At 38.3% G+C, this 13,498-nt stretch carries 11 protein-coding genes; 3 read left to right on the forward strand and 8 right to left on the reverse strand.

The window, feature by feature from the left end; all coding sequences use genetic code 11:
• The first annotated feature begins 102 nt into the window (after positions 1-102).
• From yunB to AUL54_RS19730, 3 genes are all read left to right on the forward strand, one after another.
• The gene (yunB, locus tag AUL54_RS19720) at positions 103-876 is read left to right on the forward strand and encodes a sporulation protein YunB (RefSeq protein WP_060964932.1); all 774 of its coding nucleotides are present in this window, start codon (positions 103-105) and stop codon (positions 874-876) included.
• Between the two features lie 225 nt (positions 877-1,101).
• A complete protein-coding gene (locus AUL54_RS19725; RefSeq protein ID WP_060964933.1) occupies positions 1,102-1,434 on the forward strand; it encodes a YolD-like family protein in 333 nt (110 codons plus the stop codon).
• A complete protein-coding gene (locus AUL54_RS19730) occupies positions 1,427-2,677 on the forward strand; it encodes a Y-family DNA polymerase (protein WP_060964934.1) in 1,251 nt (416 codons plus the stop codon). The genes AUL54_RS19725 and AUL54_RS19730 overlap by 8 nt, the downstream gene beginning before the upstream one ends.
• A 163-nt stretch (positions 2,678-2,840) precedes the next feature.
• Here AUL54_RS19730 and AUL54_RS19735 read toward each other — a convergent pair whose 3' ends face one another.
• The 8 genes from AUL54_RS19735 to AUL54_RS19775 all read right to left on the reverse strand — a co-directional run bounded on the left by AUL54_RS19735 (position 2,841) and on the right by AUL54_RS19775 (position 13,497).
• The gene (locus AUL54_RS19735; protein WP_082761658.1) at positions 2,841-4,001 is read right to left on the reverse strand and encodes a response regulator aspartate phosphatase; all 1,161 of its coding nucleotides are present in this window, start codon (positions 3,999-4,001) and stop codon (positions 2,841-2,843) included.
• A 151-nt stretch (positions 4,002-4,152) separates the two neighbouring features.
• Positions 4,153-4,431, reverse strand: coding sequence for a hypothetical protein (locus AUL54_RS19740; protein WP_022553060.1), 279 nt, complete (start codon positions 4,429-4,431; stop codon positions 4,153-4,155).
• A gap of 337 nt (positions 4,432-4,768) precedes the next feature.
• Entirely contained in the window at positions 4,769-5,020 is a 252-nt protein-coding gene (locus AUL54_RS19750) for a phage holin (protein ID WP_060964935.1), read from the reverse strand.
• Positions 5,021-5,040: 20 nt separating this feature from the next.
• Positions 5,041-5,433, reverse strand: coding sequence for a hypothetical protein (locus AUL54_RS19755; RefSeq protein ID WP_014417852.1), 393 nt, complete (start codon positions 5,431-5,433; stop codon positions 5,041-5,043).
• 115 nt (positions 5,434-5,548) lie between these two features.
• Entirely contained in the window at positions 5,549-6,595 is a 1,047-nt protein-coding gene (locus AUL54_RS19760) for a peptidoglycan recognition protein family protein (RefSeq protein WP_060964936.1), read from the reverse strand.
• Between the two features lie 173 nt (positions 6,596-6,768).
• Positions 6,769-9,351: a peptidase G2 autoproteolytic cleavage domain-containing protein gene (locus AUL54_RS19765; RefSeq protein WP_235588384.1), complete on the reverse strand. Its 2,583-nt coding sequence runs from the start codon at positions 9,349-9,351 to the stop codon at positions 6,769-6,771.
• Positions 9,352-9,364: 13 nt separating this feature from the next.
• Positions 9,365-10,180 carry a hypothetical protein gene (locus AUL54_RS19770; protein ID WP_060964937.1) on the reverse strand — a complete coding sequence of 272 codons (816 nt, stop codon included), beginning with the start codon at positions 10,178-10,180 and terminating at the stop codon, positions 9,365-9,367.
• 20 nt (positions 10,181-10,200) lie between these two features.
• Positions 10,201-13,497: a DUF7359 domain-containing protein gene (locus AUL54_RS19775; RefSeq protein WP_235588385.1), complete on the reverse strand. Its 3,297-nt coding sequence runs from the start codon at positions 13,495-13,497 to the stop codon at positions 10,201-10,203.
• Between the last annotated feature and the right edge of the window lies 1 nt (position 13,498).

Below are 13,498 nucleotides of genomic sequence, written 5' to 3' on the forward strand. Positions count from 1 at the left end.
AAAGAAAAGGGACACTTTGTGCCGGAGTTTTTAAGTGTGAAAATAAATTACTATGTCCCCCCTTACAAGCATACATTGTGATATGTAAGGGGGGGATTTTTCTTGCCTAGATACCGGAGAGCTCTTCGCAAGAGAGGGCCTTTGCCTTTTCGGTATGTGCTTCTTCTGTCGTTTTCTTTTTTCATCATATCGACGGTCATCAGCCTCTGGATGATCAACTCCTCAATCAAACCGGTACTGATGAACATAGGAGAAATGGAAACCAAACGGGTGGCGACAGAGGTTATTACGGAATCCATTGAAGAATACATGTCTCACAGCGACAATGTGAAAGATATGGTCGATATGAAAACGGATGAAAACGAAAAAGTCACAACGATGGATTTTAATACACAAATGGTCAACAGCATGAAGGCGAAAGTGACAAAGCAGCTTCAGGCTCATCTGAAGGAAGCGGAGTCGAACAATAAGCAGCACGAAACGGAAAAAGGCGCGAAAACGGCCGATGAAATTATGATTAACATCCCTTTAGGGCAGGTCACGGGAAACAGCATTCTCGGAAATCTGGGGCCGAAAATCCCCGTGCGCTTTAACCTGATCGGCGATGCGTTAACTGATGTGAAAACAAAAATAAAACCCTACGGCATTAACAATGCCCTGATCGATATCAGCATCTTTGTGGAAATTAAAGTAAAGGTCATTATTCCGTTTGCCAGTAAGACATCAGTCGTGACAAATAATATTCCAGTCTCCATTAAAGCGATTCAAGGAGAGGTGCCACAGTTTTATAACGGAAGCGGCGGATCAGGTGTGACGCCTTCCATTCAGCTGCCGAATGAAAAAAAGGAGAAATCCGAACCTGGTAAAGATAAATAAAGACACACAGCTGCCAGAAAGAATGCGGCTGTGTGTTTACTTTTCCTGCGGATTTCTTTTCGCTCCCATGCCTATTGGAGAGAATTCAATGTCTCGACTAGAGCAGACCATAGCATAGGTGATGAATAGACATTTCCAACAATTACATCGAACTATTGTTCTTGTTTATATTGAATAAAGAACATTTGTTCTGTTAATATTAGATCAATAAAGGAGTGATTCAAAATGCTTAGAGATCGAGGGACGATCAAATGGACTTCCATGATGCTTCCAGAACATTTAACGCAACTAAAAAAGGACTTGTTAGATGTTTCAAAAATGGAGAAACCGTCTTTAGATGAACAACAAATTGAGGAGATTGACATCTTGGTTTCTGAAGCAATGGCGCTGAATAAAGAACTGAAGTTCAAGCTCTTTAAAAATGGGATTGTCGAAGATTTAATCGGTACAGTTCAATACCTCAATTACGAACAACACAAATTACACGTAAAAGATCATCACGATCAAACCGTATACATCACCATGAATGACATCATAGGAGTTGCTTACAATGATTGATTACTCACAGTTTCCACGTAAAAATATACTTTGTGTAGATATGAAATCCTTTTATGCTTCAGTTTCAGCTGTAACAATGGGATTGAATCCAATGACATGTTATCTCGCTGTAGTCGGGAATACAGAAAGACAGGGAAGTGTTGTCTTAGCAGCATCTCCTGCACTTAAAAAAGATTATGGAATCAAAACGGGATCCAGGTTATTTGAGATTCCAGATGATCCAAGAATTCACATAGTAAATCCGCAAATGAAACTTTTCATCAGAGTTTCAACTGAGATCACTAAATTGTTTTACAGGTTCGTTCCTGAAACATGTGTACACACGTACTCAATTGATGAATCTTTTTTAGATGCAGGAAAAGAAAATCCAGAAGTCATGGCCGAAGCGATTCAGAACTGTATGAAGAGAGAATTTGGCTTAGTTTGTACTGTAGGTATTGGTGACAATATGCTGCTGAGTAAGTTAGCTCTTGATTTAGAGAGCAAGAAAACCAAGACTGGGATTGCACGGTGGAGATATGAAGATGTTCCGAAAAAACTTTGGCGTGTTCATCCATTATCTGAAATGTGGGGAATAGGAGGGAGGATGGAGAGGAATTTAAACCGGATGGGGATATCAACTGTTGGCCAATTAGCTAAATATCCATTAGAGCTGCTTGAAAAACGATTCGGCATCATGGGCAATCAGCTTTATTATCATGCTCATGGAATCGACCTTTCTGAAATTGGAGCTCCTTTGATGCAGGGGCAAATTAGCTACGGGAAAAGTCAGATCTTACTTAGAGACTATACGAAGAAAGAGGATATCAAGGCAGTCCTTTTGGAGATATGTGAAGAGGTTGCTCGAAGGGCACGGACACATAATAAAGTGGGGCGTACAATCAGCTTGGGAATCGGTTACAGTAAAGATGAGTTCGGCGGTGGTTTTCACAGAGCTAAAACGATTGATTTACCTACAAATATCACAATGGATATTTATCGATATTGCTTGATGTTGTTTGATAAGTTCTATACAGGCAAAACGGTGCGAAGTGTTTCAGTTACCTTATCCAATATTGAAGATGATGTAAATCAACAATTAAGTCTGTTTGAAAAAGATAATGAGAAAAGAAGAAAGCTTGGATTTGTTATGGACGGGATAAGAAACAAATACGGATCTAAAGCGATCTTACGAGCTGTTTCATATACACCTGGTGGAACAGCTTTGTATAGAGCAGGTTTGACGGGTGGACATAAATCATGAGAACAGAGAGTAGCTCCCTCTGTTCTCCTTACAAAGTCATTAGTTTTTTACGTTTCGGCTCTTTCAGCAACCTTGAACGTATCATTTTGTTGTTGGAGATAGGAAGCACCCACTGTTCCGGCAACGCCGAATAATAGAACTGCACAGATAAATAGTTTAGTTTTCATATTGCTTCTCCCCTTTTGATTTGTCTTCTTGCTTCATTTGCCAAACGATAAAATTCAACTGCACCCCAAGCATCCTGTTTTCCAGTGAGAAAATCTGCTACAGAGACACCATAGCTTTCCATGTCAGGGTATATACTTCTTTCTTTGAAGAACTCGAATGTTTTCCTAACTAAGTCTAAATCATAGTTCAAGAAAAGTCCTTTAACCATTTTTAACTTTTCAAGCACCATTTCATTGTTATGCCGTTCAGCCAACTGTTTGGCCTGTTCATAAAATTTTTTTGCGTTTTCAATGTCATTTTGCCTTCCCTTTAAGAAGGAGATAACAAATAATGTTTTAGCAGCGTAATCATGATTTTCCGGCTCAATGATTTGAAGTGACTTATTAAAGTGAAAAAATGCTTTATCAAGTTCTTCCATTTGATTATAACATAATCCAATATTAAACAGTGCTGAACGCATCAAATGCCCACGATTCTTTTCACTTTTGTTTAGCTCTACTGCTTCCTGATACGCTTTGTATGCTTGCTTTAAAGCTTCATCAAACTTCATACTGTCCAATAAATTACCAAATATGACGAATTGACAGCGTACCTTTTGTACCCCGTATGTAGGGTTACCGTCAATAACAGGTTGCTTTTTAAATATATCGTAAGCCCTCATGGCATAATTCATTGAAAAATAAGTCTGTTTCATGTGGTAATACACTTCTGATAATTTAAAATAAAATTCAGCTTTTTCAACTTCAATATCTTCGCTCTCGATTGAATCCAAATATCTCTCAGCTTGTCTATAGTGATTAAGGGAGAATGCCAACTCCTTTTGTCTAAAATAGAACATGCCCATGAAAAAATAATAGTAATATTCGAGCATTCCTGTTAAGTTTTCATGGCCTTCATATGCTTTTAACTCACCATAATTTTTCTCAATGTCTTTTATAGCGTTAGGATACATATATGCCAACATTAACTTATGTCTAAACTCAAGCAGGGAGTAGTATAGTAAAACATCTTGATTTTCTTCCATAATTTTTATTTCCTGCATAACTTCTTTCCGCATTTCTTCTGCTCTACCGACCCAATTCTTTTTAATAGCCACATACCAATGATTCATCTTTGTTGCTACTAAATCATAAGGAATGACCTTTTCACTCTTCAAGTCCTAAACCCCTTTCATATCCATTTTATTATATAGTTGCATTAGAGGAAAGAAATGTAAAGGGGATTTGAGTGAAAATTAAAAACAAATCAATAATTCGATTTTGAACGAAACGAAAAAAATACCCTCCTCGTTAGAGAAGGGTACGTGATCAGTTTGCTGTTGCTTTCAGTGAGGCAAGCCACTCATCTAATGTTCCTGAGAAACCTTGTTGAACAGCTAATTCATATGCTGATTTTCCATCTTTACCGGCAGCGCCAGTAGCACCTTTAACCCCGGTTGCACCTGTAGCTCCAGTATCGCCTTTTTCACCTTTTAATGAAGCTAACCATTCCTCTACAGTTCCTGAAAAACCATTGTCCACTGCAATATCATAAGCAGACTTCCCAGTGACAATTGAGACATTAACCATCGGATTGAAGAAACTCATTTATGCGCCCCCAAAAAGTTATATGTTATTCCTGACTCAGAAATCTTGAAGCTTGTGATAGGTGAATCATGAGCGTCCATTTGAAAGCCTTGACCAGCTCTTAAATAGATAGGATCACCACCATTGATTGATACGTGACATTCCTGATCATTCGAAAAGCTGAATTTATAGAAAGAATATTTAATCGTCCAGGTTGCAGGTGGGGAAGGGATAACTTCATGGTTAGATTCTGATTTCTCAAGCATGGGACTCCCGATATATCCAGATCCTATTTGCATAATCAACAATCATTCCTTTCTTATTAAAAATGAAAAAAAGGGGAGATAAACTCCCCAAATTATTTTGGTTCTGTGTATTCCATTGCTTGATCGCTGTCTGAGATACCTGTAGTGGTCGGATCTACTACAATCCCCATTGCAGTTAAAAATGTAAGCAAAGCATTAAATTTCTCAGTGAGATCATCACTAAACATAGAAATGTCGTATCCAAAAGCTGATGCAATTGCTTGTGCAAACAAAAGAGTTGCAGAGAAGATTGCAACCAGGAATGTTTTCTTTTTAAGTCTTACTTTCCAGTTAATTTTAGTCATGAAATTCGCTCCTGTTCATTTTATTTAAGCCCAAAATGTATGAGTAACCAGGCTGCGACAATAGTCGCAATTACACTGGGCAGTACTTTAAACACAAGGTCTTTAGTAAACTGAGAGGGATCAATTTTGCGAGTAGAATCAGAGCGTTCCAATATTTCAACTCGATTGTCCAGTTTTTCATATGATTTACTCAGGTTTTTTAAACTGTTGCTCATTTCGTTCAGAGTGCTGAACTGTTCTCTTGATTGTGCTTGAGAATCCTTATTAATTTCGACTTGCTGCTCAACAAGCGTAGCAATACGACCAATAACATTTGTTCTTTCTTCAAGAGAGTCAATTTTGTTATCAGTGTGCTTAGCTTTTTCTTCAAGTGCACTTAATCTTGAAATGGTGCTTTGCTCAAAGTTATCCATTTGTCACCAACCTTTGATAAAATAGAAAGGTGACATTACATCACCTCCTAAAATAAAGAGGATAATCATTGATATACCTTGATCAACCATCATCCTCAAAGATTTTTAAATATATTTAGATTTTTGACCCGAACTGTCCAGAGATGTAGCCACGTCTACCTTTGTAGATAACTTCCCAATAACCCTTAGCATTGTTCGAACCTTTCACTGAGCCAGAAATGCAGAGTGTATCGCCCAGCTTCACAGTGCCGAGGTTCTTCGCTTTGTTTTTATCGGGTCTGTCCATAACGATTGCAGCGCTTTTTACACCGACAATTTTAATTTTGCCTACAGATTTGATACCACTGCTTTTAGGCTTAGAAGTGGATTTAGGCTTTGGGGTTGATTGTCCAAGCTCAGCATCACTTTTAATGTATTTCACATTTACGTATCCGCTGTATGTAGCACCTTTGGAGTTTGTATATTTGATATATCCCCAACCGTTTTGAGTTGATCCCTTTTGATATTGGACAGTGGAGCCTTTAGGAAGAGCGAGTACAATAGAGGAGTTTGCATTGCGTTGGGTTCTCACATTAAGACTGTCAGCGATAACTGTGTTTTTAACATAAGAACCATTTGTTTTAACTACTTTTGTTGGCTTTGAAGATGAGGAAGAAGTATTTCCGCCGAGTGCTTTCAATTCAGCAGCAATAGCAGCTTTAACAGCATTCCAACGGCCTTCATCAAGAACTCGATGAGGGCAATACTTTCCAGACCAGTCTTGATGCTTTTTAACTCGATCCACATCCCATCCACGTTCTTTAAGGAGTTGTGCAATAAACTTAATAGCCAACGCTTCAGCTTTTTTATAGCGTTCTCCGCCTGATTTAGAGTAGCAAACTTCTACACCGATAGAAGTCCGGTTTCCTGAATTCACACCTGATCCATCACCTGTATGCCATGCATTACGATTTGTAGGAATCCCTTGAACAACCTCTTTATCATCTACAGCAAAGTGAAAAGAAACTTCATTATTGTTACCGATCATATAACTAACTTCATTTTGCGCTGGTGCGTCGTTGTATGTATTGTGAAAAGTGATGAATGAAGCAGATAATGCATATGGACATTTGATTGAATATTTGTCTGGGGATACTAACATTTGTCTCGCTTGAATAGCCATATTAAACATCTCTCCTAAATTAAATTTGAGCACAAAAAAGAGAGAAGGGGGCAAATCCCAATCTCTCTTTATCTCACATATGCTCTTGTTATCTCTGTTTTTGAATGCTGTAAATTGAATAAAATTTATATTTTAACTAGAACATAACCACCTCCTTTAAAGAGGACACTAAATTAAACTGTGGGTGTTATTAAGCAGACAGCGACACCATATCCTCTTTCCTTTGTATAAGGTGTAGTTATTTTCATTACCGGATAACCTGAAGCATCAGAGGATTTTGATCCTTTTCCGGCTTTAGGTACAATTCTGTCGCCGTTTTGAACTGTTTCATCAATGCGAACGAATATCTGTCCAAACATACCGACAATATTCCATTCAGGACGCTCAGATCGTGGAACATATTCTTCATTGGCGTTGAAGTTGGGGTTTTCTTTTGGTAACCTTCTTATTTCTGTTCTTTGTATACCTTCCGAATCCACAAATGTTACATCCGTATCCTCATAAATAAGACCGCCGAATTCATTTTTGAGGTATCTTCCTTGCCAATTAAATAAAGACTCTCCGAGCACAATACCAGCTGTTTCAGATATAACCCCTAATACCTTGTCACCGAGATTCGCTTTCTTAATTTTGTCCCCATCAAGTGTGACCATATATCCGGTAGGAATTGCTCTTCCATCTGCAGATTCGAAATACTCCGCATAATCAGCAAATGTTGAAGCACCTTTAACCTGACCGGCTAAGGCAACATTTCCTCTCATCGCATCATGTTCTATTTTAATGTTCGAGGTGGAAGGGGTATCTGATGTTCCATATCCCCATATAGTGGTATAACCTTTTCTGTTTATTACAGATTGTGATCCAATAACAACCCTAGAAGATCCTGATCCTTCAATGGAAGAATTATTTGATGCAACAACCAATGAGCGACTTCCTTCAGCTGTTGTTTTAGATCCACCGGAGGAAGCAATAACTGCATTACGTGGCCCTTCTGCTTTAGAACCGCCTGTTGTAGCAATAACGGCAGAAGCGTCACCAGTTGCTTGACCGCCACCTGAAGATGCCATTACGACGCTAGTATTTGTTTTAGCGTAGCCGGAAGTCGTCGCAATCCGTGTACCACCTTTGAAATTATTCGGGATAAATGCGTAGGTTTTCCCGGCAATTTTACTGGGAGTAGCGTATTGTTCACACATCGTAGCATTAATATTGGCCTGGGAGTTAGTACAATAAACGCCAATTGAACCTGATTTGTTTGTTCCCGTCATGTTAACGTTGCTGATATTGACTGAGCCAACTTTACTTCCAACAGCAATACCCACTAGTGCAGATTGATTAATGGTTACATTCGAGATGTTTACATTGTCTGATTTTTGAGCTCCACCGATTACATAGATATCGTTACTTGCTGTTGTAAACCCCGAAACAGTGATGTTGCTTAGGTTGATATTTCTGCTCTTATATTGAGTAGAGATTACTGTAGTATTCTTATAATCATACGTCGGATCACCAATTGCATTGAAGTTTGATACGTTGACATTTCTATAAGCGGAAATGACAAGTGCTCGAGGATTTAAACTTTGGTAAAGGTCACTGAAAATAGGGTGTTGTGCAGTGCAGTTAACGACATTAATGTCAAAAGCACTTGTGGAGATTTTTTCGGAGGCTAGGTGGAAGCCAATATGTCTAAAGTCGAAAGCGCGGATATCATTTTCGGAATAGCAGTTAATTAGGTTTACGTTTCTTGCTGCCGGTGCTCTGTTGTGAGCTTTGACTTCAAAACCTCTGCAGTTTTTTCGGCTGTAACAGTTCACAAGCCACACATTTTTAGAGCCATCATCAATTTCAAAACCATTTGCATTTGAAGCTCCTTTACTGTGGGCGGATCCATTAGCGTCATAAGCATAACAGTTAGTGAAGAAGATGTAGTCTGAATAGTGAGTTGTGAAGCCATCATCACCATAGTTAGTTGCAGTACAATTTTCAATCCAAACATATTTGCTACCATTTGGCTGATAATGATCTGCTCCATCAGAAGAAGAGTTCCAAACAGGGGAGCTTACATCAAAACCGTGTACACCTGGATTACGAGCATTGACGTTTCTAACCCGAACAAATTTAGAGTTAACAATACCCACACAGTTTGCATTTGTTCCATTTGTAATGGTGTTGTCCTTTTTGTCTAAATTCCAATCGAGGTCTAAGTCTTCAATTAAGATATATTCGTTTCCGTTTGTGTAGTCGCTATTGGTTAACACACAAGATGTTCCGGTAGCAGTTGGGTGAAGTTTGATAATAGATCCTGATCCAACACCGTAAAGTCTGACATAAGAGGGGATATGTAATCCTTGAACCATATAAATACCCGCGGGTACAAAAACCTCTCGTTTCCCACTTGCAAAGGCAGCTTTGAAAGCTTCAGTGTCATCAGTGACACCATCACCCTTAGCTCCAAAATCCTGAACATTGACACTTCGTCTGATAAATTCATTTAAGACTTTATCAACAATTGTTGCACCGGATGCAGGGATTTTTGAAATGTCTCCAATAGTGTTTGTGATATCTGTTAAACCAGAATCGACTGTGCTTATTACGTTTTTAATATCCTTAGAAGCTTTTTCAAAAGCCTCTTGAATATCGTCTGCAGTATATCTAATATTATTTGATTTTAACCCTATAGCATCAATGGGTATCCATTGCTCTGTTTCTTCGTCCATATAACCCATTGTGTTTACGGGAATTAAATTGTCGTTCAATATATACTCCTCCTTATCCTTTTCTAATCCAAACCATGCTTCCGTCAGGGGGTTCTACAGATGGTTTTATCCTCATCTTTTTGGGAGCATTGTTGGTTCTCAACCATACTGACCTGATGTTGTAAGGCTCTACATAGCTAGAAACAATGTTGAAACCATCATACTTATCTGAGATGCTAATATTTATCCAGTCGAAACCATCCCATCTATATTCAATACCTGTTTCTTTTACAGTGACAGTCCAACCAATTTGAGGGGAAGGATAAGTGTTTAATAAATCCTGATAGGTGTACACAAACGGCAAGTAAATCTTCCTAGTATTTTCAACTACATACTCATAATCTGATGTTGCTTGTCTGCACCAATTTGTTATTTCAATACATCTCTTGGTGACACGTTCACATTCAGCAATACGTTCGTTGATACGAATAATGGCATCTTCAGCATCATCAATTAAGCCTTGAAGTGTTTCAATGACCATATTTCCTTGCCGTTTAATCCAAATTCTTGAGGCAGGGAAGAAGGATGCGCCTTCTCCTTGATATGTAAAAGTAAGTGATTTGCCTTCATTTGAACCATTGAAAAAGACAACTCCCATAAGGTAATCAACCTTAAAGTAGTTGTCTTCTAATTCACCATCTTCAATTTCTCGCCATTCTTTACTGTCACCACTAACCTCGACTCTGTACTCACGGTTAGGCACTTCTGTAAGTAAGACTCGACCATTGTAAACAGTTAAAGTTTCACTATAGCTTAAATAAGGGTCATTGATTGAGCCCTTCCTTTTTTGAGAAAGGGTGGGATCGTTATAGAGCTGAGGAAAATCCAAACTAAATTCACCGTCCTTTCTTATTGTGTAATTGATTTGAGCAATTCTTCTAAGTGCGCGACTCTTTCTTCTAAGCTCTGTAGTCTGCCTTTTGTACCGCCTAATGTTTGTCCTCTGATAATGGATTCGGCTTTCTTGCCAATTACATTGTACACAGACTTCTCATCTGAAATTGCATATACAGAATATCCTTGCCACCAATCTTGAGCTTGAAAAACTCTAACCCATGCTTCAAACCAATTCGCCTGAATTGATTCATTGTATTCCCCTAGGTCACCGAATGCGTTATGGGGCTGTTCAGGAGAGTTACTGTAAGGTGGGATGCCAAGTTCACCAAAGAAGATCGGCTTATTCCATTTATCATAAAATGCTTTGATTTCCTTGAATATATTCTGTTCTCGCCCGTATAACGGTACGCTATAAATAGCATCAATTAACTGATCGACAGATGGATTTCGATTATCAGTTAATTCAAAGTAAGCTGCTATTGCAATAATATCGACTAGTCCAAATATAGGATTGTTCAGCTTTTTGTTATACGCGGCAATCGTTTCAGGAGCCCACTCAGCGGTTACCCAATAGTTTGTCCGGTAGAGTATCTTGCCAGAAAACAAACTCCTTAGGCCTGTAATAACTGATTTCCACTTTTCTGTTGAGTCTTCCATATGAACTAAGTTTGAAGCAATGTATAAGCCGTCTAATTTAAATTGTTCGCATTTTTTAGCGAAGTCTTGCAGGATGCTGTTCCATGCTGCGAACCATTGGTCTAGATCAGAAGGTGCCCAATCGGTTTCAGCTATCGTTCCATTTGCGATGAAGGGGTAGGGTTCTAAAATAATGTTGTACCCGTCATTTTTGAGTTTAGGGATCATATCCCACGCTTCGTTATAAGTGTAATCCACAACAGTTGGGTTTGAGTCTGAAGCATCCACTGCATTAATAAGGATAGGAATAGTGATTGTATTTAAGTTTAAAACAGTTGAATCATAACTGGCATCGGCATAGTATTTACGGCCAAATGCTGAAACATTTCCACCTTTCCATTTCAAGGGGTTGACCAAAAGGTTATTGAGTTCAATGTTTTGAACACGACTATCATAGTCGGACAGCTTAGTGTCAACTTGTGCTGCTGTGGTTTCAACTAATTCGGCAGTTTTTTGATCACTGGAAACCCATTTTTCGCCGTCGTAAGATGAAACAACACCTGTAACTGTATTAGTCCATAAATCGTTTGCCTCAGGCTCTTCTGGTTCAGTTGAGGAGACAGTGTATTTCGAGCCATTAAGCTTTCCTTTAACTTCTACAGTAGAAGAAGGGAGGTAGGGGTTTTCGTTTGGATGAAGGGATTTTACGATGTCAGATCCAATGAATTGAGTTATCTCTATATCTGCATCAACTCTTCGATAGGCTTGAATACCAATTGTGTAGTACATATTGGAGGGGAGTCCTGTAAATGTAGTAGCTCGTTTGTCATACTTTACATTCTTCAGGTCTTCACTTGCCATTTTTGAGCCAAAAACGTACTCTTCATTTTTGCTGCTTCCATGCAGATATATTTCAAAACCATCAATATTGTATTGATCTTCGTCTGATTCAACATAGTCCCATTGGAAAGTTACATCAACAGAACCGTCATCATTGGTCGTATGAGAAATAGCAGTTCCGTCCTTTGCAATAATAGGGGAGGCTGGTTTAACAGCAATCCTGTCATTACGTCGGTTGAAGTTTTCAGTAACCTCATCGTACTTGATTTTTCTTTTGTTTGTCTCCGTGCTAATTTTATTTGTTCGATAAACTGTTTTCAGCATGTTCTCAAAATCCGATGAAGCGCGTTTACCGTTTGAAACTGTAACGCTCAAGTTAGACTGTTCAAAATCAATCGAAATAGCTGTTATTGTTGCTTTTACATCGGTATAGAAGCTTTTCTGTTGTACCCTTACGATGTCGCCAAGAGAAAACCTGTCCCAATTATGTTTTTCACTAATGCAATTGAAAAAGTTCACTAAACCTAATGCTAGATTAACAGCTGGTGCATTTCGGTTTTCAAGTTCTTCGTTTGCAGCGTCATATAATTCATTCTCATCAAAGATACTGTCATTAGACCATTCGGCTGTAATAATGTATTTTGAAAGTTCTTTCTGGAGTTCAGTGCTGAAGTTCTTTTCAAAAGACAGTTTATCTTTAAGGGCGGTAATCTGTGTTGAAATTTGTGTAATAGAAGCTTGTATTGCTTTAATTTCTTCTTTTTTTGATTCAACTTCTTTTGATTTAGCATCTCTTTGCTTTATTAGATCAGTAGTATCATCGCCGGCTTTACTTGCAACTGTAATCCTGTCCAATATCTTTTGGAAATCAAGCTGCAACGTATATAGGTCATTATTCGATGATGTTTCTTTTTCCTCGGCTTTCTTTTTCTCATCTAAAAGCTTGTAGAAAGAGCTGCCTTCTTTATTAACCAGGTCATTGTAATCTAAAATTGCATGACAAAGAGCATCAGACATGTAATTGCTTCTTTGAATTACATTTCGTTTCTGGTCACGCTGGAAAGGGTAGAGGAAGTACGAAAAATCGTCTATGTATGATTGTCCGGTTGGATTTACGGAGTTGATGCTTAATCCATCTTTGCCTGTAGCATAAATCCTTGTAACGACATCATCCATATCCTCAATGTCATCCAGAGAAATCATATATTGGGCAGGGGTTATTTTGAGTCCCTTATATTTAGACACATCAGATTCTTTGTAAAAATCAACTGTACAGTCAATTGTATTAAAAACAGGAATCGCTTCGAATTTCTCGCAAATCGAATACATAAAATCAAGCTTGTTTGAAGAAGAAATATCAAACTGTCTGTATTTTAAATTGAAGAGGGGATCAATGAAACCGATAGACCATTCAGTATTTTTTAGGCAGTCGGTAGCGGCCTCTTTAAGATTTTTCGAAGTTTCTTCATACTTAATGACACCTTGCTTAGAAAGTACATATTGAAGTGATTTGCATTCAACCTGGATAGTGTCCATATCATTGCTGTATGATTTGGTTTTCTTGACTACTGTAAACCAGATTGTAAGTCCATAAAATTCTGATTTTATTAAGTACCAAGGCCTCAATAGATCAACAACATGATTCCGTTTATTTACACCATCGTAAGTAGCAGTCAAAGGGATTGAGAATGTTAATTCGTGCACATTACTGCCGTGATTGAGCGTTACCATAGGATTGATCACTTCATCAATATTTGCGACCTTTGTTTTATTTGGTTTAGCTAGGGAAAGACGAATATCTTTAATTTCCGTGTCTTTACGAATTGTAATCAAA

It is taken from the genome of Bacillus sp. SDLI1, from assembly GCF_001553895.1.
In the GTDB taxonomy this organism is placed as follows: domain Bacteria; phylum Bacillota; class Bacilli; order Bacillales; family Bacillaceae; genus Bacillus; species Bacillus siamensis.